The organism is Dictyoglomus sp. LHC4 (assembly GCF_055181355.1).
The window spans coordinates 35,081-57,351 of record NZ_CM143707.1 but is presented as its reverse complement, the minus strand read 5'-3'; the positions used below and the strand labels follow the sequence as shown (position 1 = coordinate 57,351).

24 protein-coding genes and 1 pseudogene are annotated in these 22,271 nt (G+C 31.5%); 14 read left to right on the top strand and 11 right to left on the bottom strand.

Features of this window, described 5'->3' with window-relative positions:
- Positions 1-21 precede the first annotated feature (21 nt).
- Positions 22-483: a TspO/MBR family protein gene (locus tag ACY3JO_RS00280; protein WP_463084827.1), complete on the top strand. Its 462-nt coding sequence runs from the start codon at positions 22-24 to the stop codon at positions 481-483.
- A gap of 20 nt (positions 484-503) precedes the next feature.
- The gene (locus ACY3JO_RS00275; RefSeq protein ID WP_463084826.1) at positions 504-1,508 is read left to right on the top strand and encodes a helix-turn-helix transcriptional regulator; all 1,005 of its coding nucleotides are present in this window, start codon (positions 504-506) and stop codon (positions 1,506-1,508) included.
- Between the two features lie 41 nt (positions 1,509-1,549).
- Here the strand turns inward: ACY3JO_RS00275 and ACY3JO_RS00270 are convergent, their stop codons facing one another.
- The 3 genes from ACY3JO_RS00270 to ACY3JO_RS00260 are packed head-to-tail and all read right to left on the bottom strand — an operon-like array spanning position 1,550 to position 3,591.
- On the bottom strand, positions 1,550-2,332 hold the full coding sequence (locus ACY3JO_RS00270) for an ABC transporter permease (protein ID WP_463084825.1): 783 nt from the start codon (positions 2,330-2,332) through the stop codon (positions 1,550-1,552).
- Between the two features lies 1 nt (position 2,333).
- The gene (locus tag ACY3JO_RS00265) at positions 2,334-3,350 is read right to left on the bottom strand and encodes an ATP-binding cassette domain-containing protein (RefSeq protein ID WP_463084824.1); all 1,017 of its coding nucleotides are present in this window, start codon (positions 3,348-3,350) and stop codon (positions 2,334-2,336) included.
- Entirely contained in the window at positions 3,337-3,591 is a 255-nt protein-coding gene (locus ACY3JO_RS00260; protein WP_463084823.1) for an AbrB/MazE/SpoVT family DNA-binding domain-containing protein, read from the bottom strand. Before ACY3JO_RS00260 ends, ACY3JO_RS00265 begins: the two co-directional genes overlap by 14 nt.
- A 160-nt stretch (positions 3,592-3,751) precedes the next feature.
- Between ACY3JO_RS00260 and ACY3JO_RS00255 the strand changes: the two genes are divergently transcribed.
- The 3 genes from ACY3JO_RS00255 to ACY3JO_RS00245 all read left to right on the top strand — a co-directional run bounded on the left by ACY3JO_RS00255 (position 3,752) and on the right by ACY3JO_RS00245 (position 7,104).
- A complete protein-coding gene (locus ACY3JO_RS00255) occupies positions 3,752-4,336 on the top strand; it encodes a TetR/AcrR family transcriptional regulator (protein ID WP_463084822.1) in 585 nt (194 codons plus the stop codon).
- Complete coding sequence (locus ACY3JO_RS00250) at positions 4,333-5,346, top strand: NAD-dependent epimerase/dehydratase family protein (RefSeq protein WP_463084821.1); 1,014 nt, start codon at positions 4,333-4,335, stop codon at positions 5,344-5,346. The genes ACY3JO_RS00255 and ACY3JO_RS00250 overlap by 4 nt, the downstream gene beginning before the upstream one ends.
- A gap of 108 nt (positions 5,347-5,454) precedes the next feature.
- Positions 5,455-7,104, top strand: a complete 1,650-nt coding sequence (locus tag ACY3JO_RS00245; RefSeq protein ID WP_463084820.1) for a Na/Pi cotransporter family protein — start codon at positions 5,455-5,457, stop codon at positions 7,102-7,104.
- A 31-nt stretch (positions 7,105-7,135) separates the two neighbouring features.
- Here ACY3JO_RS00245 and ACY3JO_RS00240 read toward each other — a convergent pair whose 3' ends face one another.
- The 5 genes and pseudogenes from ACY3JO_RS00240 to dcd all read right to left on the bottom strand — a co-directional run bounded on the left by ACY3JO_RS00240 (position 7,136) and on the right by dcd (position 12,478).
- Positions 7,136-8,536, bottom strand: a complete 1,401-nt coding sequence (locus ACY3JO_RS00240) for a mannose-1-phosphate guanylyltransferase/mannose-6-phosphate isomerase (RefSeq protein WP_463084819.1) — start codon at positions 8,534-8,536, stop codon at positions 7,136-7,138.
- Between the two features lie 65 nt (positions 8,537-8,601).
- Positions 8,602-9,650: pseudogene (locus ACY3JO_RS00235) on the bottom strand (L-Ala-D/L-Glu epimerase).
- Entirely contained in the window at positions 9,635-11,017 is a 1,383-nt protein-coding gene (zwf, locus tag ACY3JO_RS00230; RefSeq protein ID WP_463084818.1) for a glucose-6-phosphate dehydrogenase, read from the bottom strand. Before zwf ends, ACY3JO_RS00235 begins: the two are co-directional and overlap by 16 nt.
- A 5-nt stretch (positions 11,018-11,022) precedes the next feature.
- Complete coding sequence (locus ACY3JO_RS00225) at positions 11,023-11,892, bottom strand: hypothetical protein (protein ID WP_463084817.1); 870 nt, start codon at positions 11,890-11,892, stop codon at positions 11,023-11,025.
- Between the two features lies 1 nt (position 11,893).
- On the bottom strand, positions 11,894-12,478 hold the full coding sequence (gene dcd / locus ACY3JO_RS00220) for a dCTP deaminase (RefSeq protein WP_463084816.1): 585 nt from the start codon (positions 12,476-12,478) through the stop codon (positions 11,894-11,896).
- A gap of 165 nt (positions 12,479-12,643) precedes the next feature.
- Here dcd and ACY3JO_RS00215 point away from each other — a divergent pair, with 165 nt between their 5' ends.
- The 5 genes from ACY3JO_RS00215 to ACY3JO_RS00195 are packed head-to-tail and all read left to right on the top strand — an operon-like array spanning position 12,644 to position 17,465.
- Positions 12,644-13,102: a sigma-70 family RNA polymerase sigma factor gene (locus ACY3JO_RS00215; protein WP_463084815.1), complete on the top strand. Its 459-nt coding sequence runs from the start codon at positions 12,644-12,646 to the stop codon at positions 13,100-13,102.
- A 27-nt stretch (positions 13,103-13,129) separates the two neighbouring features.
- Positions 13,130-13,321 (top strand): hypothetical protein, encoded by a 192-nt coding sequence (locus ACY3JO_RS00210; RefSeq protein WP_463082782.1) that lies wholly within the window; start codon positions 13,130-13,132, stop codon positions 13,319-13,321.
- Between the two features lie 8 nt (positions 13,322-13,329).
- Positions 13,330-14,292, top strand: coding sequence for an AAA family ATPase (locus ACY3JO_RS00205; RefSeq protein WP_463084814.1), 963 nt, complete (start codon positions 13,330-13,332; stop codon positions 14,290-14,292).
- Entirely contained in the window at positions 14,289-15,389 is a 1,101-nt protein-coding gene (locus tag ACY3JO_RS00200) for a DUF58 domain-containing protein (RefSeq protein ID WP_463084813.1), read from the top strand. The genes ACY3JO_RS00205 and ACY3JO_RS00200 overlap by 4 nt, the downstream gene beginning before the upstream one ends.
- A 36-nt stretch (positions 15,390-15,425) precedes the next feature.
- A complete protein-coding gene (locus tag ACY3JO_RS00195; RefSeq protein WP_463084812.1) occupies positions 15,426-17,465 on the top strand; it encodes a transglutaminase TgpA family protein in 2,040 nt (679 codons plus the stop codon).
- On the opposite strand, the gene ACY3JO_RS00190 is transcribed toward ACY3JO_RS00195, so the two are convergent.
- From ACY3JO_RS00190 to ACY3JO_RS00180, 3 genes are read right to left on the bottom strand one after another with little or no spacing between them, the layout of a single operon-like run.
- Positions 17,427-17,846: a hypothetical protein gene (locus ACY3JO_RS00190; RefSeq protein ID WP_463084811.1), complete on the bottom strand. Its 420-nt coding sequence runs from the start codon at positions 17,844-17,846 to the stop codon at positions 17,427-17,429. The two genes, ACY3JO_RS00195 and ACY3JO_RS00190, sit on opposite strands and share 39 nt — an antisense overlap.
- A complete protein-coding gene (locus ACY3JO_RS00185; RefSeq protein ID WP_463084810.1) occupies positions 17,843-18,448 on the bottom strand; it encodes a DUF6062 family protein in 606 nt (201 codons plus the stop codon). Before ACY3JO_RS00185 ends, ACY3JO_RS00190 begins: the two co-directional genes overlap by 4 nt.
- On the bottom strand, positions 18,435-18,968 hold the full coding sequence (locus tag ACY3JO_RS00180; protein ID WP_463084809.1) for a CDP-alcohol phosphatidyltransferase family protein: 534 nt from the start codon (positions 18,966-18,968) through the stop codon (positions 18,435-18,437). Before ACY3JO_RS00180 ends, ACY3JO_RS00185 begins: the two co-directional genes overlap by 14 nt.
- 183 nt (positions 18,969-19,151) lie before the next feature.
- Between ACY3JO_RS00180 and ACY3JO_RS00175 the strand changes: the two genes are divergently transcribed.
- The 4 genes from ACY3JO_RS00175 (at position 19,152) to ACY3JO_RS00160 (ending at position 22,271) form a co-directional block, all read left to right on the top strand.
- Positions 19,152-20,069 carry a peptidoglycan DD-metalloendopeptidase family protein gene (locus tag ACY3JO_RS00175; protein ID WP_463084808.1) on the top strand — a complete coding sequence of 306 codons (918 nt, stop codon included), beginning with the start codon at positions 19,152-19,154 and terminating at the stop codon, positions 20,067-20,069.
- 20 nt (positions 20,070-20,089) lie between these two features.
- Positions 20,090-20,476 (top strand): bactofilin family protein, encoded by a 387-nt coding sequence (locus tag ACY3JO_RS00170; protein WP_463082774.1) that lies wholly within the window; start codon positions 20,090-20,092, stop codon positions 20,474-20,476.
- A gap of 130 nt (positions 20,477-20,606) precedes the next feature.
- Complete coding sequence (locus ACY3JO_RS00165; RefSeq protein WP_463084807.1) at positions 20,607-21,110, top strand: gamma carbonic anhydrase family protein; 504 nt, start codon at positions 20,607-20,609, stop codon at positions 21,108-21,110.
- A 6-nt stretch (positions 21,111-21,116) separates the two neighbouring features.
- Positions 21,117-22,271, top strand: a complete 1,155-nt coding sequence (locus tag ACY3JO_RS00160; RefSeq protein WP_463084806.1) for a pyridoxal-phosphate-dependent aminotransferase family protein — start codon at positions 21,117-21,119, stop codon at positions 22,269-22,271.

Here is a 22,271-nt window from a genome sequence, read left to right as displayed (position 1 = left end):
TATTATGGGGGAGGTAATATTATGGATATTCCTAAATTAATAATCAGTATTGCTATTCCTTTAGTAGTTGGAGGTATATCTGGATTTTTTTCCAGAAATGCAAAGGAGGTCTTTGATAAATTAGTTAAGCCAAGTTTTGCTCCTCCACCATGGCTTTTTGGTCCTGTTTGGACAATTTTATATTTCTTAATGGGAGTTTCTTTATATAGAGTTTTGAAAAAAGTTGGTCAAGATATTAAATTACCATTAATATTTTTCGGTATTCAACTGTTTTTGAATTTTATCTGGTCACCAATCTTTTTTGTTTATGAAAAAAGATTATTAGCCCTTTTTGTAATCTTATTATTACTTGTTTTTGCTATAATTACAGCTATAAAATTCTATAAGATAGATCATTTATCTGGTTTGCTTTTTATTCCGTATTTATTGTGGTTATCCTTTGCAACCATATTAAATTATTCTTTGTATTACCTGAATAGGTAATATTAGGAGAGATAAATTTTATGAAAAGAACTTTAAAAATAAATTCTCGAAGAGTTTTGGCAAGGATACATCTAATTCTAAAATATTTATCTGAACTTGACTATATAAGCTTGAAAGATATAAAAAGAAGGTTAAAAGAAGACTTAGGTTTATCTGTAAGTGATAGAACAATAAAGAGGGATATTCGTACTTTAAGAGATGATTTAGGTTATAGGATTCTTTATAGTAGAAGAAAGGGTGGATATTATTTTAAAGAGAAACCTAAATATCCCCTACTCAAATTAACTGAAGGTGAACTTTTTACACTTATTGTTACAGCCAATTTAATTAGTCAGTTTAAAAATACCCCTCTTGAAAAATATTTTGAAAGTCTACAAAGTAAATTAGAGGCCGTATTAACTGATGAAATAGTTATATCTTCTGAAAAATTGCGAATGGCTCTTTCTATACCTTTTAACTTTATTAAGCCAAAAGTTGATATTAGAGATACTTTTGCGAAGATTTTTGAGGCTATTACACAGAAAAAAAGAGTATTAATAAAATACCATACTATTTATTCTGATGAAGTAAATGAAAGAAAAGTGGATCCTTATCATATATACAATTATGAGGGGATATGGTATTTTTGCGGATTTTGTCATTTAAGAAATGATATTAGGGATTTTGCTTTAGATAGAATTGAAAGTGTAAAAACTTTAAATGAGAAGTTCGAGATGCCTAAGGATTTTAATTTTTATGAGTATATTAGATCCGCTTTTAGAATATATAAAGGGAGTGCAATAACAGTAAAAATAAAGTTTGATTCTTATCAAGCAAGATGGATTAAGGAAAGAATATGGCATGAGACACAAAAAATTGAAGAGCTTGGTGATGGAAGCATATTATATGAGGTTACAGCTAATGAGGAAGAGATAAAAAGATGGGTCATAGGTTATGGATCACATGCTGAAGTTTTAGAGCCTAAATCCTTAAGAGATTCTATAAAAGAAGAACTTAAGAAAATGATTGGGATTTATAATATGTAGATTTTAAAGAGGGGAAATTTACTTTCCCCTCTTTTTTAAATTTAAGCTATACTTCTATTGAATTCATGTCTTGCGATAAATAACATTAATAATGCTAAAAATATTATATATAAGAACCCTTTTATTAAATATTCTATCTCCCATCCTGATATTACAAGAGTTCTTAATGGGTTTACCACGTAGGTGATAGGGTTCCATCTGGCTATAGTAGCAAGCCAGTCTGGCATAACCTGAATTGGAAACATGGCACTACTGGAAAACATAAGAGGCATAGTAAGGAAGTTGATAACTGCAGTTAAAACCTCCATGGTTTTTATTCTTGAGGCAATAGCTATAGATAGTCCTGCCATTGTAAAGTTAAAACATGCGGCAAGAAGTATTATAATTATTATGCCTGAAATTCCTGTAGAAAATTCTACTCCAAATAAAGTTGCTATGATAATTATTATTAATGATTGAAAGGCTCCTTGAATAGCTGTAGCAAGCATTTTACCAAGTGGAATAGCAGTCCTTGATATGGGAGATGCTAACATTTTATAAAGATATCCCCATCTTCTATCCCATACAACGGAAATACCTCCAAATATTCCTCCAAAAAGAGAGGTCATAACTATAATACCTGGAGTCATAAAGGATAGATAGTTTGCACCTCCAAAAGCTTGTCTACTAAACGGATTATCTGTTAATTTGGCCATAACATTACCCATTAAAGCAAGCCAAATTAGTGGTTGGAATATGGTTACCAAGATCCTTACTTTTTGATCGAGCCAATGTTTTAATTCTCTCCACATTACAGAATAAGTATCATAAATTAGTTTCCTCATATTATCTCGTCCTCCTCACTAATCTTCTTATTCTCATAGCATCTTCTCTTGAACCCTCCTCATCTCTGAACTCTTTTCCGGTATATGCTAAATAAACATCATCGAGAGAAGGTTTTTTCATGGTTATTGATGTTATGTTAATATCCATCTCAAAAGCAATTGAGAAAATGACTGGAATTAATCTCTCTGCATTAGAAGCGACTATATTACATTTACCATCTTTTGTAATAACATTTTTGACAGGGTCTAAACTTTTTATCTTTTCTCTAAATCTTTCTAATTTTTCTGGAATATTATCTTCTATGGTTAAAAATATAAGATCTCCTCCAATAGAGTTTTTTAGATTTTTAGGAGTATCTAATGCCTTTATTTCTCCTTTATCAATAATAGCTATTCTGTCGCACAAAGAGTCGGCCTCTTCCATATAATGGGTAGTAAGAAATATGGTCATTTTGTTTTCTTTTCTTATTTTTTGTACATACTCCCATATATCTTGTCGCGTTTGAACATCGAGACCTAATGTAGGTTCGTCTAAAAAAAGGATTTTGGGTCTATGAATTAGTCCCATAGCAATATCTAATCTTTTTCTCATTCCTCCAGAATATGTTTCTGCTTTGTCCTTGGCCCTATCATAAATTTTAAGTAGTTTTAATAATTCTTCTGCTCTCTCTTTTATTACCTCTTTGGGTAAATGATAGAACCTTCCTTGAAGATACATATTTTCCCATCCTGTTAGAGAATCATCTACAGTAAGGTCTTGGGATACATATCCTATAACTTGTCTCACTTGGTTTGGTTGATGAACTATATCATATCCCAATATTTTGGCAGTGCCTCGTGTAGGCTTTAGAAGAGTTGTAAGCATCATTATTGTAGTGCTTTTTCCTGCTCCATTTGGTCCTAAGAATCCAAAGATTTCTCCTTCTTCTACTTCAAAGGATATACCTTTAACTGCTTCTATATTTCCAAAGGGAGAGTAATAAGTTTTTGCTAAGTCTTTTACTTCAATTACCTTCATCTTTTTTTCCCTCCTTTAAGTTGGAGATAAATTTTTCAATTTCTAAAAGATCTTTACTAATTTCTGAGAAAATTTCCAATAATTCTTCTGCTTTTATTATCATTAGTCCTGCTTTTGGTCCAAAGCTCATTATGATTAATTTGTCGCCAGGCTTTAGATTGAATTCTTCACGAGCTTCTTGAGGAATTACAATCTGTCCTCTTTCACTAAGAGTAGCTATTCCGAATATTTTTCTTTTCAATCTGTATTACCTCCTTTATTTATCATATTTTTCATATCAATTATTATAAAACTATTAAATATGAAAAAAAAGAAAGATAAGTTAAATTTGTATTAAAATATTTTGTGTTTTATGTTATAATATAATACCGACTGGTTGGTATGAAGGAGGATATTAAAAAATGGATACAAGAGAAAGGATCATTTTGGCTGGAGAAGAATTGTTTTCTCAGAGAGGTTATGATGCTACAAGTGTTTCTCTTATATGTGAAAGGGCAGGAGTTAGTAAAGGGGCTTTTTTCCATTATTTCTCTACTAAGGAGGAGTTTTTTTTAGAGATTCTTGATAGATGGTTTTCAGATCTTTCACAAAGAATTGAGAGTTATTTTAAAGAACAGGATAAAGTTATAAATGGGTTATTAAGGACTACGATTATTTTTGATGATATATTTAAAGAATCTAAGGGAAAATTTTATCTCTTTTTGGAATTTCTTAGAAAAGGGATTAACGATGAAAGAATTCTTAAAAAGCTTGGAGATTATTTTAGAAAATATAAAGAGTATTTTTCGCTTTTAATAGAGAGGGGAAAAAGGGAAGGAAGCTTTAAAGATATAGATTCAGAAGTATTCTCATCTCTTATAATTTCTTATTCAATAGGTATTATATTACAGCAGATTTTTGATAGGGATTCTGATTGGGTAAGGATAAGTAGAGAAGGTGTGAATTTAATAATTTCAAGTATAAGAAAGGAGGAATCAAAGTTATGAAGGTTTTTTTAACTGGTGCCTTTGGAAACATAGGTTTAAGTGTTATTGAGGAGATGATCAAACAGGGAGATAAGGTAAGATGTTTTGATTTAAAAAATAAGAAAAATGAGAAGATCTTTAAAAATTTGAAAAAGAAATATGGAGATAATATTGAGGTATTTTGGGGAGATATAAGAAATAAAGATGAGGTAAAAAAGGGTATAGAAGGACAGGATGTAGTAGTACATCTTGCTTTTATTATTCCAAAACTTTCTGCAACAGGAATGGAATCTGAGAAGGTACCTGATATTGCTTATCAGATTAATGTCTTAGGTACCCAAAATATAGTCACTGCAATGGAGGAATTATCTTATCCCAAGAAGTTAATCTTTACCTCTTCTGTACACGTGTATGGTTTCACTCAACATCTTAATCCTCCAAGAAAAGCTGATGATCCTGTAGATCCACCTGAGCATTATTCAAGGCATAAGGTTGAATGTGAAAATATGATTAAAAAATCTAATTTAGAGTGGTGTATATATAGACTTGCAGCTTCTCTTCCTATTAATTTAAAGCTTGATGTGGGTATGTTTGATGTACCTCTTAATAACAGAATGGAGTATGTGCATACAAAAGATGTGGGGTATGCAATTGCCAAAGGTGTTAGAAGTGAAAATATATGGAGAAAGTTGTTACTTATTGGGGGAGGCCCAAGATGTCAATATTATTATAGGGAGATAGTGGAAAAAGTATTGGAAGGAATAGGAGTAGGAATGCTTCCTGAGGAAGCATTTTCTAATGTTCCTTTTGCTACTGATTGGATGGATACTAAAGAAAGTGAGGAACTTTTACATTATCAGAGAAGAACCATAGATGATTATGTAGAAGATGTAAAGAAGAGTTTGGGATTTAGGTTGTTTTTTATAAAGCTATTTAGGCCAACGATAAGATATTTATTACTTAAAAAATCTCCATATTATAAGAAAAGACCAATAAGCTTAAGAATTATCTGGGAGGGATACAAATTATAAAAGTTTTTTTAAAGATGGTTAAAAATATATTAAAAATCAAGGTAGGTGATTTATTAATGGTATAATACAAATGGGCATGTAATTTTTACATAAAGGAGAAAGAATTTTATGAGAGGATTTCCTTTGTCTTACAAAGATGTGGGGCTTCTGATAGGTGGTTTTAGCCTCTTCCTTTATGGAATTATCCAAATGAGCTCAGGTCTTGAAAAAGCTGTTGGACCCCGTCTCAGGAGAATTTTTGAAAGACTTAATTCTTCACCCTTTAGAGGGCTTTTTATCGGAGCTTTAGTTACGGCTATTGTGCAAAGTAGTAGTGCGGTTACTGTTTTAACTGTTACATTTGTTAATGCTGGACTTTTAACCTTAGAGGGAGCTTTGGGGATAATTTTTGGGGCTAACATTGGTACTACTGTTACCGCTCAATTAGTAGCCTTTAAACTTACTACAGCAGCTCCTTATTTTCTCTTTATTGGATTCTTAACGTTATTTTTAGGACGTAGAAAGTATGTCAAAAATGTGGGAGAAGCCATACTGGGTTTTGGTATGATTTTTATGGGGCTTTCTCTTATGGAGTCATCTCTTCATGCATTAAGATCATGGGCACCATTTCTCAATGCAATGATATCCATGGGAAGATATCCTATACTGGGTATCCTAACTGGTGCAGGAATAACAGCAATAATACAAAGTAGCAGTGTTACAACAAGTATAGTAGTAGCCCTTGCTGGAGAAGGTGCTATGGAGCTCTCCTCAGCAATACCAATAATTTTAGGGGCTAATATTGGTACATGTGTTACTGCTCTTTTAGCATCTATAGGGACTAATATTTCTGCAAAAAGAACTGCCTTTGCTCATCTATTTTTTAATGTGATAGGAGTTTTATTAATCTTTCCATTTTTGAATTTCTTTGAAAAAGTGGTATCTATGACTTCTTCAGATGTAGCACGACAAGTAGCTAATGCTCATACCATATTTAATGGGATTTGGGCTTTTATATGGATCTTATTTACTAAACAATATGCAGGACTAATAAGGAAAATCCTACCAGGAGAAGAGAGAGTATATAAAAAAGAAGCTTCTTTTCTTAAGCCTCAACTTTTAGATACACCATCTGCTGCATTAGAGGCAGCTAAAAACGAGCTTGTAAGAATGGCAGAAATAGTTGAAGATATGTATAATCTTACAATGGATGCTCTATTTAAAAATTCCACACAAAACTATAAGGATGTGCTTATTATGGAAGATATCACGGATGTTTTAAAAACTTCTCTTATAAATTATCTAACTCAGCTTTCTACAGACTCTTTATCTAAAGGAGAAGCTAAAGAGCTTAATGCAATTTTAAGGGCAGTAGACGATGTGGAGAGAATTGCAGATCATCTTACCAATGTAATGGAAAAGGTGGATGTGAAAAATTCAGAGAGGGTAGAATTTACAGAATTTGCATGGAAGGATTTATCAGAGTTAAGAGAATTGTTATATGAAAATATAAGAGATTCTTACAGTATGATAAAGGATAGTACTGTATCGTATTTAGATGAGGTTTTATTAAGGGAGGAAAGAATTGACTATAAAGTAAGGCAATCAAAAGAAAACCATATTGAGAGAATTAAAAAGGGTATTTGTAATCCTATAGCAGGAATAATATTTAGCGATTTATTGATAGATTTAGAGAGAATTAGTGATCATTGTGTAAATATTGCACAAGAGTTTTATGAAGTGAATCGAGTAAAAAGAGAAAAAGTAATTTTGAGATAAAAATAATAAAAGGGTAGGAACCAGATGGTTCCTACCTTAATTTTTCTTCTAATTCTTCTTCGTCTCTGGTGAATATTTCAATATCTTCATCGGATAAGATATCTCCACTTTGTATCTCAATTATCTCTAAAGGGGTATCTCCTGCGTTTATAAGTTGGTGCTTTTTCCCTTTTGGTACAAATATGCTTTCTCCCTCGTATATAAAATATTTTCTATCATCTATTATTACTTCTGCAGTACCTTTTATAATTATCCAGTGTTCTGACCTATTTCTGTGAAGATGATAAGTTAGGAATGCTCCTTTGTTAATAGTTAACTTTCTTATAATATAGCCTTTATTTTTTTCAAGAATTTTGTATATTCCCCACGGTCTATATACCTCAGTATGGAATATGATTTCGTTTCTTTTTTCTTCTTCAAGTTTTTCAAGAAGTTTTTTAACTTCTTGTCCTTTACCCCTTTTGCTAATAAGTATGGCGTCATCTGTTTCAATAATTATTGCATCTTCGATCCCTATAACGCTTACTAATCTTTTATTACTAAATATTAGAGAATTTTTAGTGTCTAAGGTATAAACATCTCCTAAAACTACATTTCCATACTCATCTTTTTCTTTTACTTCATAGAATGAATCCCAAGAGCCTAAGTCACTCCATATTATTTCCATGGGTATCAACGCTACTTTATCACTTTTTTCCATGATTGCATAATCAATAGAAATATTGGGCATTGAATCAAAGTTTTCAATAATTTCTTTATAACTCTTAGAAAGATTTGAATAAATTTCAGGAGAATACTTTTTAAATTCTTCTAAGATAGTGGAAATTTTAAAAGCAAAAATTCCAGCATTCCAATAGTAGGAGCCTTCCTTTAAATATTTTTCTGCTGTTTCTAAGGATGGTTTTTCAACAAATCTTTCTACTTTTGTGTATTTATCTAAGTTTTCTCCTGCTTTTATATATCCGTAGCCTGTTTCTGGTTTTGTAGGTTTAATTCCAAAGGTTACTATATATCCATCCTTTACTGCAGAAAGGCCACTTTTCATATATTCAGTAAATTTTTCCTTTGGTTCTATTAAATGGTCAGAGGGAAAGACAAATACCTCTTCATCTGTATCAGTATGTAGTCTTTCTAACATATATTTACATGCTAAAGCAATAGCTGGAGCAGTATTTCTCCCAATAGGCTCCAATATTATATTTTTTGACATGTCTTTGTAGAATTTATCTGTTATACTTTTTATAAAATAGAAATATTCTTTGTTTGTTATAGTTACTATATCCTGAGGTTGGATCAGGTCTAAAATTCTTTCATAAGTTAGTTCTAATAGTGATTTGTCAGAGATTAATTTAATAAATTGTTTTGAAAATCTTTCACGAGAAAGCGGCCAAAGTCTTGTACCTTTTCCTCCTGCAAGTATTACAGCCCTCATTGTTACACCCCCTTCATGAATACTAATGGATAAAATGCATATATATTATAACATAATATATATAGTTAATTAACCCTGTGATATGGAATCTTTACTTTATATTTACCCCTAAATTTATCTTCTTTTAGCATAAAAGCACTATCTAAGTCGTGAAAAGTAAAGGCTCCTGTTCCAAGAGCAAAACGAATACTTTGATTAATACCAAGACTTGATTCTCCAATGCATCCTATCATTAAGCCCATATGGGATGCTTGAGCTATTTCAACTATGGTCAAAGCATCAGATATGCCACATTTCATAAGTTTAATATTTATGTAATCTACTGCCTTATTTTTTATTAAATCCAATACATCGTATTTATTTTTTGCGCTTTCATCAGCTCCTATTGGATAGGGAGAATTATATCTTACCAACTTTAAACCTTCCTTATCATGGATAGGAACAGGCTATTCTAATAAAGCTATGTCAATTCCTTTTTGGAAAAGTTTTTGGGTAAATAGAATGGCTAGCTTAGGTGTATATGAAGTATTAGCGTCTAAAATATATGTGGCACCTTTTGTTCTTTTGTATATCTCTTCCATAACTTCTAAATCTTCATTAATGTTCTTTCCAATTTTTATCTTTAGTATTCTAAAGCCTTCTTTATAGACTTTTTCTGCTTCTGTAATTCTTTCTTCTATGGATGCTATACCTATAGTTTTATCTGTTTCAATAATATCTTTCATCCCTCCAAGAAATTCGCAAACATGTATTCTAAGTTCTTCGCATAGGGCATCAAGGACAGCATATTGTATGCCTGTTTTCAAACTTGGATAGGAAAAGAATTTGTCTGTTTTTGCAAAGATTCTTTTATATTTCCTGGTATTTTCTCCTTTTAAAGCGTCATTATTGTCTTTTCTAAGTTTAATAATGACTCTATCCTTTCTCCTGTGACTCTAAAAGAGGGAGACGCTTCACCAAATTCCGTGTATCCTTCTTCTGTTTCTAAAAGTACTTCTATATTTTGAGCATTGACAGATGTTCCTACTGATATGCTAAAGGGTTTGATATATTTAGAACTATTTTTCTTAAATTTGATAGATTTTTTATTCCCAAATATTAAAGATACCTCCATTCCCTGTCATCTTTTCTTATAAACTCTTCCGCCTCTTTAGGTCCGTAAGTGTATGATTCATATATGGGGATATTGGGATCATTTTTCCAGAAATCCAATATTGGTTGTACAATCTCCCAAGATTTTTCTATCTCATCTTCTCTTATAAAAAGGGTTTGATCTCCTTCTATAATATCCAAAAATAGGGTTTCATATGCTTCAATGTTAGGTCCGCTCCATTCCATAGATGTAGGCATAGGACAAGAGAGTATACTCCCTCCTAAGGGACGAAGTTGGAAATTTAATACTATTTTATTTTCAGGTGCTATTTTAAAGCCAATAATATTTTCTTGGGGGATGCAATCTAAAATTTTAGAAAACAAGCCTGGGATTTTTCTAAATACTATGATTACAGAGGTTTCTTTTTTCTTTAATTTTTTCCCTGTTCTTAAATAAAAAGGTATGCCATCCCATCTTATATTCTCAATATAAAATTTTACTGCTGCATATGTTTCTGTGTTTGATTTATTAAGATTTTCATCTTTTAGATATCCTTTGTATTGGCCTCTTACTGCAAAGTTTGGTACTTCTTCATATTTTATCTCTCTAATACTTTTTAAAACTTTTACTTTTTCATCTCTTATTGCCTTTTCATCTATACAGCACGGAGGTTCCATAGCTATGATAGATAAAATTTGTATTAAGTGGTTTTGTATCATATCTCTTAAAGCTCCTACTTTATCATAATATCCGAGCCTTCCTTCAACTCCTATGTCTTCTAAAGCGGAGATTTGAATATGATCTATAAAGTTTCTGTTCCATATACCTTCAAATATTATGTTGGAGAATCTTAAGCCAAAGATGTTCTGTACTGTTTCCTTACCAAGAAAATGATCTATTCTGTATATCTCATCCTCTTTAAAATAATTCTTTAAAAGTTTATTTAGTTTTATTGCTGATTCAAGATCGTATCCAAAAGGTTTTTCAATAACAATTTTTTTCTTATTTGGATAATCTTTTAGAAACTCACCTAAATTTTTAATTATATTTTCAAAGGTAAAAGGAGGAGTAGCAAGATAAAAGATATATTCCTCATCTTTATAATTAGATATGACGTTTTTGAGGTTAATATAATCTTCTGGTTTTTCTAAATCTAATTTAACAAAATCAAAAAGGGCTGAAAAATTCTTATCTTCTGATTTTATAGATTCCTTTAATATCATATAAAATTCTTCCTTATTTATATTAGGTCTTCTTCCTGTACTTATAATTTTTATGCAATTTACAAGCCTATATTTTTTATAAAGACTATAAAGTACAGGATATATTTTATTCCTTGCCAGATCTCCTAATCCGCCAAAGATAACTATTATGAATTTCTTTCTCATTTAGGTCACCTCAAGATTTTTCTCACCTCATAACCATTTTTAGGATCTACTTTATAAGGAAGTAGAATCCATTCTTCATCATGCATAACCTCAGCATTTGGAATGAGAGTATACATGGGACTTAAAGTCTCCAATTCACAAAAATTGGGTGATGTATAAACTTCTATAGCACAGTTATCATCTGGATAAAGAGCTCCTTCCATATAATTAAACTTCTTTATGAAAGTATAATTATCCGTTGTAACCCCAACGAAACCCTCGTAACCAGCGGTACCTACTTTTCCTTCTTCTCCTGAAGGATAAATGAGAAAGAGATCTTCTTCAGGTACAAATTGACTACTTTTTATATTTGTACTACTTGATCCGCCCCATTTTTGCCAATAGGTAATCTTTTTAAGCTGCCAATCTCCTCTTGTGCCCCATGGGAAAAAGATAATGCCCTTTTTAGGGGGAATACAGGTTAGAGCCCATATAGCTCCAGGATATAGAGTTTTACCTTTGTTTGTTAGGATATGTCTTACAATAAAATTACCATTTTTCTCTAAAATGCTTAATTTTTTTTCCATTTGGGTAATAGGGTCAAAAGAGATAAAGCTTATTTTATCCTTTTCTTCTTCTACTTTACAAGGGCTATTATCAGGATTATAGGTATCTTTAGATTCTGGGGATATCCAAAAACGGTGTCCTCCGTAAAATTTCATTTCGCCAATGGATAGTTTTTCTTCTACATCATGGAATAGAACATTTTCGCCATTCTTAAAACCAAAAAAGAGTATCCTTGGTCCTACATCTGCAGTAACAATCATTTTTAAGTTATTTAATGTAACTTCATAACAAACCTCTCTTTTTCCAAAGGATACTTTTCTCCACTCCATTTTATTTTTCCTCCTTTTTGCAAAAATCTATATCAAGCCTACTGGCGGTTGGCCCTTTTTGATTTTGGTATTTACTTCCCTCTTTTTTATAATATGGAATCTCGGCAGGAGATGTGAGGGTATAAAAAGATATTTGGCATATTCTCATGCCTGGATATAGAGCAACAGGTACCCGATTTATATTTGAAAGCTCTAAGGTGATTTGTCCACAGAAACCTGGATCCACATATCCTGCCGTTGCATGTACGATAATACCAAGTCTTCCCAGGCTTGATCTACCATCTACTCTTGCCACTAAATCATCAGGCAGTTTAACTGTCTCAATGGTGGTACCAAGAACAAATTCACCAGGTCTTAAGAAAAAGGGTTTTCCATTTTCTACCTCTATTTTTTCCATTAAATCTTGGGGTTTATCTTGAGTAGGGTCTATATATGCTCTACCTTCAACTTTAAAGTGGAGAAAGATATTTCCCAATCTTAAATCTACAGAAGATGGTTGAATCTGTTTTTCTGGATCATCTAAGGGATGTATGTTTAGTTTTCCCTCTCTTAGATATTTTTTTATATCTCTATCGCTTAATATCAAGATTTGTCCTCCCTTCTTCTCTTTTAGTTAATTATTATATCACTTTTTATTAGATCACCTATTGTTTAGTTCCAATTTTAAAAATTTACTTTTAGTTAAAAAAATACTTGAAAAATTTTCAAATGGTAAATATAATATAGAAAATTTTATGGGAGGAAGGGAAAAGTGAATGTAGAAATATTATTCTTGGCTTATAAACCATTGCTTTACAAATATTTAGGGCTTCTTTTTACAAAGGATATAGATTTTGAGGATTTTAAACAGGAAGGTGAATTAGCATTATTAGAGCTCCTAAAAAGGTATGACCCTCAAAAGGGAGAGTTATCTTCTTACTTAAAAAAATCTCTGTATTATACTCTTTTAAGAATAAGGACAAGATTAAGATATGAGGAAGAATATGTGGAGGAATTAGGTGAAATTGAGGTTTACAAAGAAGATGCACAAGAGGAAAAGATAATTGATTTTTCGGGTTTATCGAAAAGAGAAAAGGAGATAGTAATGTTAGTTTATTTCAATAAATTAAGCATAAGAAAGACTGCAAAGATTTTAGGGCTTTCTCCAAGTAGTGTAAAGGTTTATAAAAAGAGGGCTATAAATAAGTTAAGATTTTGGTGTAAAATTTAATTGGAAAATATTTAAGGAGGTTATGGTATGGAATTTTATAGAGGAATATTAGTTATCCTCTTTATGGGGCTTATTTTAGAGATAGTGGTTTTTATTCATTATATCTCTAAATGGTTTTTCCCATTTGAATTTTATCTAAACATTTTTAATTTTGTCATGACTGTTGGTGGTATCATAGCAGTTATAAGACACATGATTAATAGGTTAAGGAGAGGATAATAGTTATTATGAAGAGTACTATTTTAAATGAAATAATAGAAAAAATGAAGGTTTTAAGAGAGAATGTTAAGAAGGTTATTATAGGAAAAGATGAAATAATTGATTATATGATTGTAGCATTGATTAGTAAGGGAAATGTACTTTTGGAAGATGTGCCAGGAGTTGGTAAAACTGTACTTGCTAAGGCTTTAGCAGAAAGTATTGAATTAGATTTTAAGAGGATTCAGTTTACACCTGATACTATGCCTTCTGACATTATAGGAGTAAATGTTTTTAATCCTAAAACCTTAGAATTTGAATTTAAGCCAGGACCTATTTTTACTAATATACTCTTGGCTGACGAAATTAATAGAACATCTCCGAGGACTCAAGCAGGTCTCTTGGAGGCTATGGATGAGGGAAAAGTAACTATTGATGGTGTTTTATATTTCTTACCTAAACCCTTCATGGTTATTGCTACGCAGAACCCAAGGGAGCATTTTGGAACTTATCCTTTGCCCGAATCCCAATTAGATAGATTTTTTATTTCCCTTTCTATAGGATATTTACCTTTGGAAAAGGAAGTGGAGATGCTGGAAAGTCAAATACTTTACCATCCTCTTGAAAAAATAGAACAAGTATGGAAGAAGGAAGATCTTTTGAAGGCTCAAGATATAGTGAAAGAGGTTTATATTGATAGGGATATTCTTAAATATATTGTAAATATAACTGATGCTACAAGGAAAGATTCTAATTTTTCCCTTGGGGCAGGGCCGAGGGCCTCTATTGCTTTGATGAGGGGATCTCAAGCTTTTGCTCTACTTGATGGAAGGGAATATGTGATACCAGAGGATGTAATTAGAATGGCTATTCCTGTACTTGTGCATAGAATAGTGCCAGCGGAAGTGGATAATACAACCAGATCTCGTAGGGAAGAGCTGGTGAAAGATATTTTAAAGAAGGTAAAGATACCAAAGGTAAGGGTATTGTGATTTATATTAATTTCACACCATTAGGATTTTTACTATTTTTTTTAGATGTAATCATTATGTTGGTGGGTATTAATGTTTATTCTGTACCAGTAATTCTAATGTCTTCTTTCATTTTTAGCCTTTTCCTATGGAATCTTTTAGAATTGATATTACAACCTCTTTTTTTGACGTTGAAGATTAAAACTTCAAAACTTGTAATGGAAGGAACGTCAGAAAACATATATATATTTATCGAGAATAGAGGTAATATTCCTAAAAGTCAGATTTATATTCTTTTAGGGAAAGATAAGGTTTTTGTGGGGGGATTAAGTAGAAAAGAGAAAAAGGAAATTTCTTTAATGTACAATTTTGAGAAAAGGGGAGTTACATCCTTTAATAAATTGAAGGTCAGATTTACAGGATCCTTAGGACTTTTATATCTTTACAAGAAATATGGAGTAAATGGTATTTCATATGTTTATCCTTTATATTATCCGTTGTCTAAGGATCTCTATCTTATTGGTGAAGGGGGTACAAAAACTTCTTTTTCTATACCTTCTGTACAAGGAGAAGAATTCCATTCTTTGAGAGATTATCAACCTCAAGATCCTCTAAAAATAATAGCTTGGAAGGCTTCTGCTAAAAAGGGAAAGTTTCTTTCTAAAAGTTTTGAAAAGTTAAAAAGAAAGGAAATTTATATTTTAATAGATAATATAATAGGTAAGAAGGATAAAGTGGTAGAAAGAGAATTTGATGAGCTTTTAAGGTTTGTACATTCTATTGCATTATTATCTCTTTTCTTAAATACTAAACTATTCATAAAGACTTTGACAGATAAAGAATATATTAATCTAAAAAATATAGAGGATCTAAGGATTTATCTGGCAGAAATGGATCTTAAGGAGAATTCAAGAGAGGATTATCTATATGATCATAATAGGGTAGATTTGGTTTTCTCGCTGGATTACTTATTCTGGGATGGGAAAATTAGCTATAAAAACTTTATAGGGGTTGAATTTCATGAAGAGAAGATTTTTAGCAAGAATTTTATGATCTATACATTAAAAGAAGATCCTCAGGAATTTTTAAATAGGTTTTTGTTTATTACACAAGCTTGAAAAGACTTATTGGAGTGAAGTAAAATCATTAAGGTTATGGAAAGGAAGAGAATAGATGTTAGAGATAATAGAATTGAAGACTCTATTGCAATAAGACTGGCGATCTTTTACCTTGTTTTTATATCTATCCTTTCGGTTTGGTATTTCTTAAATCTTTCTGCAGTATATATTGGGGGAATTCTTTTATTTACAACTTTTGGTTATATTTTTAGTTATCTTCGAAGGAGAAAGAATAATGTAATTTTAAAAATATTTATGACTATTGGTATGCTTTATCTTTTAAGGCAGTTTTTTGTGGAACTCATTAAAAATCCTTTTGATCCCAGAGTACCATTAGGAGTTTTTCTTATAAATCTTAATACTCTCCATAGCCTTGATTTACCAACAAGACTTGATTTATCTTTTTCCTTTTTTATAAGTTTAATTTTGATGGTTATTTCGGGAATTTTTGCCCGTGAAAGTCTTTTTATAGTCTTTATATTATTTCATCTCTTGGGTTTTGTAATTACCTTATTTTTATTAAATAATTACAAACCATCATTTTCAAAAGTAGCAATCTCATTTTTTATCGTATTACTTATAGGTTTTCTACTATTTCCCATATTGCCTAAGAATATTCATATAGGTTTTAGACAAGATATAATGTCTCAGTTAATTACAAGAATTACAAATATTCAAGGAGAATTATCTTCACCTTATAGTATGCAAAATACAAATCTATATAAATTGCCTGAGGGAAGAAAAATCCCTCCTTTACCTTTTAATGAAGAAGAATATTATGGGTTTGCACCTTTTGTGGATTTAAGACAAAGAGGAATGTTATCTTCCACATTAGTATTTAGAGTACTAACTTCCTGGGAGGTATATCATCGGGGAATTGCTTTTGATACATACAACGGCTTTGGATGGTATCAGAGCGAAGAGGAAATAAAAGATGTGACTACTGTGTCTCAGCCATTTCTTTTAAAGAATAATCCTCCCCTTGAAAATATGTTAAATAGAGCTACATATTTTATTGAAAAGGATATACCAAGTAATATAGTATTTTTACCCCATAATACTCAAAGACTTTATTTCCCGTCTCCCCTGATATTTATAGATGGTGAAGAGGGATATAGAGCGCCTTTTGATTTACCAAAGGGTCTTATATATACAAGTTTTTATAATGATATCTATCCGTTGGCTAAGGACTTACTAAATGCTAAAATTCCAGATAAGTATAAGTTTAGAAGATATCTTCAGTTACCAAATCTTCCCAAAAGAATATATGATTTAACCTTTGAAATTACAAAGAGTTATGAAAAGCCATGGGATAAATTGATGGCAATAAAAAAGTATTTAGAAAAATATGAGTATTCTCTTGATATACCTCCCCTTCCAGATAATATGGATGCAGTGGATGATTTTCTTTTTATTACAAAGAAGGGATATTGCGAACAATTTGCTTCCGCTTTTGCTGTTATGGCAAGAATTATTGGGATTCCATCAAGATTTATTACTGGTTATGGTCCTGGAGATTTGAATCCTTGGACTGGAATGTATGAGGTGAAGGTAAAAAATGCACATGCTTGGGTAGAGGTTTATTTAGAGCCAGTAGGTTGGATTCCTATCGATCCTACACCTTTTACTCCTTTAATAGAAGAAAGGGATAAGTTCTTCTCTATCAATCTATTAAGTGTACTTTTTGCTTCTATGGGTAAGGTAATAGAGGGTTTATTTGTCCTCTTATATAAGATAACCTTAGAGTATAGATATGTTGTATTTGCTTTATCTATTCCGTTCATTATATTGTTTTTCCGATGTTTAATGAATAGGGTTAGGCTTATTCAAGAGGATAGAATTTTTAGAAGAGTAATAAAGAAGCTTAAAAAGAAGGGTTTAATAAAGGATAATATAAGTTTATATGAGATGATGCGTCCTTTGGGAGAAGATGGAATAAAATTTGCTGGTCTGTATTATGCTTTAAAATTTGCTCCTCTTTCTGAAGAAGAGAGAAGAAATTATTTAAATGAGATGAAAGGTTATGCTGAGAAAATATTATCTAATCTTTCTGCCCGTTCCCAAAAGAAGATCTAATATTTCCATTACATAATTTTCTTTTAATGAAGTTTGGTTATAACTATAGCTTTCAATGACATTATGTATATGTTTTAAATAATCTTCCCATTCTTTTATTAGTATTTTCCAGGTATTTTCTGAAATTTTATCTTCAAAAAATTTTAGATGGTAAAGGCAAAGATCTGAGAAATCACCATTATAGTATGAAATAATCTTTTTTTCTAATTCACATATAGGGCATATATCCTCTTTTTGAATTTCTTTATCTTGGTACAATCTTGGGTTTAATAATAGGGCTTCTTTTAAATGTTCCTTACATAGATAAACGGGTTTATTTAAAGATTTATAGAATTTTTCTTTTTCTTTTTTTATTTTTTCACATATGGTACATTCTTTCATTTTGCTTTGTTATACCTTGTCATTTGAAGTTTTTTTAAGAAAAGCTCTGCATAATCTCTATTCCATGGGAAAGCCTTATAAATGTATTCTGGAGATTTTTTCCTTTTTGTGTTTGAGAAGGGTTCTATCTTTGCATATAGATTTGGAGCTATATTTTTAATAATCTCTTTATGAGGCTGACAAAAGTCATAGGCATTCTCTTTCCATAATTCAAAACTATCCTTATTTCTAAGTACATCTTCTAAAGCAAGAATATATAGTCTTTCGTATTCCTTTTCCTTTTCGCAAAATATACAAGAGATATTATTAGCTATTATTTTCTTTTTTAGATTTGGTAAGGTGTAATTTTTTATTATATCTTCGTAGATAATACTTATACCTAAGAGGTCATTAAAAGAAATTAGTTGCAAAGAATGCTCCTCACAAAATCCACCTTTTTCTCTTATCTCTCTTCTCAGAGATGGATCATTAACGCTTTCATATAGTATGTTTTCCATATAATTTCTTAAAGATTTTTGTACTAAAAAGCATAAAGGACAGCCTTCCCAAAAGAAAGCAGTTTCCCAAGATAGGTATAAAAGGCTTTTATTATTTCTTTCCATTTTTGAATATTTCCTTTATTTCTTCAATAAACTCTGGTACCTTTTCTTTTGGAAATCGAGGCCATGTAATAATTATAAGCAGAATTAAATATATTACAATAGAGATTCCTAAAGCTAAATCATTTTTAATAGAAGTATAAATCATCAATCCGTATGGTACTGCTTGGATACCATCTGCTATTGCTTTTGCCTTGAGCCAGGTAAGTAGAATTATAGAGATAATAAGAAAGGATAAAGAAAAGGTTATGGATATAAAGCCTGAAGAAGTAAGATAAAAAAGTACACCTGCAGATACTGTCATATCTGCATAGAGATCATGTTCTCCAATCCAATCCTTTGGGGCTTTTGATTTTCTTGCTAAGAAGCCATCAAGAACATCTGTTATCCAAGCAATTATTAGCCAAATTACAGCATATTTTAAACCAGCTTTCTTTTTTAAAACTCCTAAATACGATATGATAAATCCTATGAAAAGTCTGGTTATTGTTAACGTGTTTGCAAGGGTCTTTAACAAAGTCATTTTTACTCCTCCCTTATAAATCCCCTTTTGTAATAAATTATACTCTTTTTATTTCGTGAGTAAACATGAGAAAAATAAGATAAAATCTTATTTATTGACACATCTTGTATTCTTTGGTATAATTTTTTATAAAATTTTAACATTTGCTTTGTTAAGTTTAATTTTTAACTATTAAGAGGTAAAATGGCTAAAAAAAGTAAGTGGTGGAAAAGAAAATTTTTTACAATAATGATAATTCCCCACGATGCTTCTACTGCCAAAACACGAAGGGTTCATCTCAGTATAATTCTCTTAGTCATATTTGCCATTGTAGGTATAATTAGTACATCTTTAACTCTATATAGGATTGCATCAACCAAATTCAGCAGGGTTAAACATTTGGAAGTATTAGAAGAGGTTACAGAAAAACAAAAAGCACAAATTAAAGAGATAGACATATTAAGAGAGAAATTAAAAGAACTGGAGGAAACAGAGAAAAAACTTAAGAGTATTCTTGGTATAAAAGGAAGTCTTCCTCCTCCCAAGGATAAAAAAGTGGTTTCCTTAGGTATTGATTATGCACCCGATATTGATACATATGATTTTCAAAGAAAGATAATAGAAGTAAAAACATTAATTGATGAAAAACAGAGAGAATTGGCACGAGTAGAAAACGAGATTCAACGCCGAAAGAGTCTTCTTGTTGTAATACCTTCCCGTTGGCCTACCTTTGGATTTATATCTTCAGGATTTGGTTGGAGATTTCATCCCATTTTTAGGAAGGTTAGATTCCATACAGGTATAGATATTGTAACCTTTTGGGGGGCTCCTGTATATGCTACTGCAGATGGGATAGTTACATATGTGGGATGGGAAAGTGGATATGGAAAAGTTATAAAAATAAACCATGGAAGAGGTATTACTACTTACTATGCTCACCTCTCATCTTATGCTGTAAGCGTTGGCCAATATGTGAAGAAAGGACAATTTATAGGTAGAGTTGGAAGTACTGGCACCAGTATAGGACCTCATTTGCATTATGAGGTAAGAAGAGGGGGTAATCCAGTAAATCCATCTGCATATCTTTCGGTGGATATTATTAAAATTGGTAAATTATATTAGTTTAGGGAAGGAGGAAGATAATGTTAGGAAGAAAAGAAAAGCCTGAAGTTATGGATACAGTTATAGGGGGACAATCAGAGTTTGAAGGTAAGCTTGTTTCTAAAGCTTCTTTAAGAATTGATGGTAGATTTAAAGGAGATATAGAGGCTAAGGAGGCAGTCATTGTAGGAAAGACAGGATTTGTTGATGGTAATATAAAGGCTAATAAGGTGATAATTATAGGTGAAGTGGTTGGCAATATAATCTGTAGAGGTTCTTTAGAAATTCTTTCTACAGGAAAATTTAAGGGGGACTTGAAACTGGGAGGGAAAATATCGGTAGAAGAGGGTGGAGTGTTGCTTGGTAAAACTGAAATTTTGGAAGAGGATAAAATATCTGAGTTTTTTGATATAAATTTATCATCTTAATTAAATTTTAATCTTTCCTCTATTGTCACCTTAAATTAGTTTATATTAGAATATAAAGCAAGAACTTTTCAATGATGAAAAGGGGAATTCTCTTATGAGGTTCCCCTTTTTTGTTAAGGAGTTGTAAATTATGCTTAAGCCTTTTGATGGTTTTTATCCCGTAGTAGGGGACGATGTTTTTATTTCTGATAGGGCTATTGTTATTGGTAAAGTTACACTTAAGAAGGGGGTTAGTATCTGGGATTTTGCTGTAATTAGGGGTGATCTTGACTCTATTTTTATTGATGAGTTCTCAAACATACAGGAAAATGTTATTATTCATGTGGATGAAGAAAAACCTGTATATATAGGTAAGTATGTTACTGTAGGTCACTCTGCAGTTTTACATGGATGTAAAATTGGTGATAATACTCTTATTGGTATGGGAGCAATAATACTTGATGGGGCTATTATAAGTGAAAATTCCATTATAGGCGCAGGATCATTGGTACCTCAAGGCAAAGAAATTCCTCCTTATTCTGTTGTTTTGGGAATACCAGGTAAAGTTGTACGTAGTGTCACAGAGGAGGAAGTTAAAAGTATTAGGAAGAATGCGGAGTTATATTATGATTTAAGTAAAAAATATTGGAGGTGAGGATTCATGCCTAAAAACTTTCTACTAATTCCAGGTCCAACTCCAGTACCACAAGATGTACTCTTAGAGATGGCAAGAGAAATGATTAATCATCGTGGCTCAGAATTTGCACAAATTTTAAAGATTAACACAGATCTTTTAAAGAAAGTATTTAAAACAGAAAATGATGTACTAATATTAACAGCTTCTGGTACTGGCGGTATGGAGGCTGCAGTTGCCAATTTCTTTTCTCAGGGAGATGAGGTTTTAGTAGGAGTTTGTGGAGTTTTTGGTGAGAGATTTGCAAAGATATGTAAGGCTTATGGATTAAATGTTAAAACTATAGTTACTGAGCCTGGAAAAGGGATAGAACCAGAAGTACTTGAAAAAGCTTTAAAGGAAAATCCTAATGTTAAAGCTGTATTTTTGACCCATAATGAAACTTCCACTGGAGTTACAAATAATTTAAAAGAGCTTGCACCTATTGTAAAAGAAAATCCTGAAAGACTTTTAATTGTAGATGCAGTGAGTTCTTTGGGAGCTATAGATTTACCCACAGATGAGTTAAAGATAGATGTGGTGGTTACTGCTTCTCAAAAAGCATTAGAGTCTCCCCCTGGTCTTGCTATGGTATCGGTAAGTGAATTGGCTTGGAAGTTTAATGAGAAGGCAAATTTACCAAGATTTTATTTTGATTTAAGACAAGCAAAGAAATTTTTAGAGGAAGGAGCTACTCCTTTTACTCCAGCTGTTTCTATTTTCTTTGCCTTAAAAAAATCGCTTGAAAATATCTTAAATAGAGGTCTTGAAAATAACTTTAAGAGACATAGTTTATTAGGTAAGGCTGTAAGAGAGGCTATAAAAGCTATTGGTATAACTAAACTTCTTGCAGATGAAAGATGGGCTTCTAATGCAGTTACACCTGTAATTCCCCCTGACGGTGTAAATCCCGATGATTTGAGGAAATATATAAGAAGTAAGTTTGGGGTTGTTTTGGCAGGAGGACAAGGCAACTTAAAGGGTAAAATATTTAGAATAGGACATGTAGGCTATGTGGAACCTACAGATATATTAGTAGCATTATCTGCGGTAGAAGTATCCTTAGAAAATGTAGGATATAAGGGAATAAAAGGGAAAGGAGTACAAGTAGCAGAAGAAATTTTTTCCCAAAATTCTAATTAG